The organism is Actinacidiphila epipremni (assembly GCF_012034175.1).
GTDB lineage: Bacteria > Actinomycetota > Actinomycetes > Streptomycetales > Streptomycetaceae > Actinacidiphila > Actinacidiphila epipremni.
Window position 1 is genome coordinate 1 of the sequence record NZ_JAATEJ010000056.1, and the last position, 3,728, is coordinate 3,728.

Genomic DNA, 3,728 nt, shown 5'->3' on the forward strand with positions numbered 1-3,728 from the left:
CGTCCGGAGGAGGTGCGCGAAGCCCTGCAGATCGGGCCGGAGGCACCCATCATCACCACCGACGCGCGGCATCGGGGCGAGGCCAAGAGCGCGCTGATCACCCTCGTCGAGCACGCGCTGCTGGCACGGCTCAAGTAGGGCGCGCCCCGGGCGACTTGCTGCCGCCGGGGCGGTGCGGGAAGCGGCTGCACGGGCCGGTTGTGTCATCGGACACGGCCGGCCCGTCTTCATAACATTTCGAGAGACTTTCGGCACCCCGCGACCACGGGATGCGCTCGATCAGTGCCACAGCGCATACACACTTGGGATGATCTGCCCGGTTTCGCCCCCTTCACCGGTTCCGCCTGCCCTCGGACACCCGTTCCCGCCCGCCCGCCGCACGTTTGGCTAGCGTGGCCATGACGTGCTGGAATTCGCAGAACCCGAGCGTAGGAACGGCCGTCGTTGCGCCGTCGCCGAGAGGTTGTTGGTCCAGTGAGGAACACCAGGCGAGCCGAGGCGGGAGCCGAGCACGGCCCGCGGGGGAATTTCACGCCGCCCCAGCGCCCCGGGAGGACTCCCGCGGACCGCCAGGCCGACGTCCCCGCGCCGCCCGACCCGGGCGGCCGGTTCAGCGTGCGCAACTGGCGGGTGGCCACCCGGCTGAACGCCATCCTGCTCATACCCGTGCTCGTCGCCCTGGTCTTCGGCGGCTTCCGGGTCAAGAGCTCGGTGGACACCTGGCACCAGGCCGACGACGCCGTACGGACCGCCGAGCTGGTGCGGGCCGCGGCGACGTACAGCAACGCACTGATCAACGAGCGGGACCTCACGGTGGTTCCGCTGCTGGCCGGCCGGCGCGACGACCCGGCCGTGACCGCCGCCCGCAAGGCCACCGACACCGCCGCCCAGGCGTTCGACAACGCGGCGGCGCGGATGCCGCACGAGGCCGGCCTGGAGCGCCGGATGGCGAACTTCCGCAGCGTCGAGCCGCAGCTGGCGAGCCTGCGCAAGTCCGCCTACACCAAGCAGCTCAGCGGTGTGCAGACCGAGGAGTGGTACGTCAAGATCCAGCACCCGCTGATGGAGCTGGCCAACGAGCTGGGCTACGGCACCAGCAACATCACCGCCTACGGCCGCACCCTGTACGCCGACTCGCTGGCCAAGGCCGCCGAGTCGCTGACCCGCTCCATCGGCATGCACATCCTGGTGGAGAAGGACCCCTCCCCCGACGAGCTGGCGCTGCTCAAGACGGCGCTGGGCTCGTACCAGTACCTGGAGGGCATCGCCCTGGAGGAGTACAACAGCGGCGGTACGACGGCCGATGTGCAGCGGCTGAAGGACGCGCAGAACGACGCGCTGCAAAAGGGCCGCGAGCAGACCGCGCAGGCCAAGGACAAGGCGCTCGCGGCCGGTCAGCAGTTCGTGGTGCCGCCGTCGCTGACCAAGATGGTCACCGAGATCGCCACCCCGGGCCGTACCGTCACGCAGCTCCGGGCAGAGGGCATCACACCCGAGACGTACTTCGCGGCCTCCACGCTGTCCTTCGACGCCTACCGCACCGTCGAGGTCGCGCTCGCCGACCAGGCGGCCGGCGACGCGGGGAAGATCGCCTCCAACGCCAAGCGGGACGCGATCGTGAACTCGGTGATCGTGGTGGTCGCGCTGATCGCCGCCTTCATCGTGGCCGGCATGGTCGCGCGCACCATGAGCCGCAGCATGCGGCGGCTGCGCGGGGCCGCCTTCGACATCGCCGAGACCCGGCTGCCGGCGCTGGTCGACCAGCTCTCGCGCACCGACCCGGGCCGGGTGGACACCGAGGTCGCGCCCATCCCGATCGCCACCCGCGACGAGATCGGCGAGGTCGCCCGGGCCTTCGACCAGGTGCACCGCGAGGCGGTGCGGCTGGCCGCCGAGCAGGCGCTGCTGCGCGGCAACGTCAACGCGATCTTCACCAACCTCAGCCTGCGCAACCAGGGCCTCATCCAGCGGCAGCTGGAGCTGATCACCGACCTGGAGAACAACGAGGCGGACCCGGACCAGCTGGAGAACCTGTTCAAGATGGACCACCTCGCCACGCGCATGCGGCGCAACGGCGAGAACCTGCTGGTGCTGGCGGGCGAGGAGCCGGCCCGGCAGTGGAACCAGGCGGTGCCGCTGGTCGACGTGCTGCGCGCGGCGGCCTCCGAGGTGGAGGCGTACGAGCGCATCGAGCTGGTCGGCATCCCGGAGACCGACATCCACGGCAGCGCGGTCAGCGACCTGGTGCACCTGCTGGCCGAGCTGCTGGAGAACGCCACGACCTTCTCCTCGCCGCAGACCAAGGTGCGGGTGACCGCGACCCGGCTGCCGGACGGCCGGGTGATGATCGAGATCCACGACAAGGGCATCGGCCTGACCGCCGAGGACTTCGCGGACATCAACCACAGGCTCGCCAGCCCGCCCACGGTGGACGTCGAGATCGCCAAGCGGATGGGCCTGTTCGTGGTCGGCCGGCTGTCGGACCGGCACGGCATCCGGGTGCAGCTGCGCCCGTCGGGCGAGCAGGCCGGCACCACCTCGCTGGTGATGCTGCCCGAGCCGATCACCCACGGCGGCGGCGGGGACGAACTGGCCGACGGCGAGAGCGACTTCACCGTCTCCCGGATCGTGCCGGAGGCGCCCGCCGAGGGCACCGCGTACGGCACGCCGGAGCTGACCGGCCCGACGGCCGCGGAGCTGGGCTTCGACGACTCGCGCTACGAGCAGGGCGGCACGCCGGCGGCCGGCACCCCCGCGGCCGGCACCCCGGGGCTCGACCCGGTGGGCCGCTCGCTGCGCCGCGAGGGCCGCCGGGCGCAGCTGGAGGCCGCCACCGCGCACCGCGAGGACGAGCAGCCGGCGCCCGCCGCCGCGCAGGAGCCGCAGCCGCAGCCGTACCGGGAAGAGCCCTACGAGCCCGCCAGCGGCTACGAGGCGGCGCAGCCGTACGGCACCGGCTACGACGCCGGTTTCCCCCAGCAGACGTACGCCCAGGGCCTCCAGGGCGGCTTCGACGCGCAGGGCTACCCGGTGCCGCAGGAGCAGGGCTACCCGGCCGCGCAGGAGCAGGGCTACGGCGCTCCCCAGGACCAGGGCTACGCCGCCCCGTACGCCGAGCAGGGCTACCCGCAGGGATTCGAACAGCCGGCCCCGCAGGGGTACGGGCAGAACGGATTCTTCGCCCAGCCGTACGGTTCGCCGGGCGGCGATCAGCAGCCGGCTCAGGGCGAGTGGCCGGGACCTGACGCGGGAGTAACCGAATCCGTTCCGCCGCTCCCCGAGCAGCCGTCCGAGAGCGTAGGCTCCCCCTCACTGACGGACGCCGGCCTGCCGCGCCGGGACCGGAAGCCCCGTACGTCACCGCAGGAACAGCCCGCTCAGGAGTCGCCCACGCCCCAGACCCAGCCGCTGCCGGAGACCTCCGGGTGGCGGTCGAACAACGACGATAACTGGCAGCGGGCCGAGTCGGTCCGTGAGCCGAAGGCAGGCGGAGTCACCCCGTCCGGCCTGCCACGGCGGGTGCCCAAGGCCAACCTGGTCCCGGGCGCCGCGACGCAGACCCCGCAGGGCGGCCCACAGGTCTCCCGCGCACCCGAGGACGTACGCGGCCGGTTGAGTAACCTGCGGCGTGGCGTCCAGCAAGGGCGCAGTGCTGGAACTGACACGAACGGACAGGCCGGCGACCCCCACTTCGGCGGCCCACAGAACCAGGAGCACTAAGTTGAGTC

General features: G+C 72.2%; 1 protein-coding gene and 1 pseudogene. Both read left to right on the forward strand.

Annotation, left to right across the window (positions count from 1 at the left end):
• Positions 1–138 (forward strand): annotated as a pseudogene (locus HCN08_RS34335) (ATP-binding protein); the annotation flags it as partial.
• Between the two features lie 336 nt (positions 139–474).
• Positions 475–3,720 carry a sensor histidine kinase gene (locus HCN08_RS34340; RefSeq protein WP_167987287.1) on the forward strand — a complete coding sequence of 1,082 codons (3,246 nt, stop codon included), beginning with the start codon at positions 475–477 and terminating at the stop codon, positions 3,718–3,720.
• Positions 3,721–3,728: the final 8 nt, after the last annotated feature.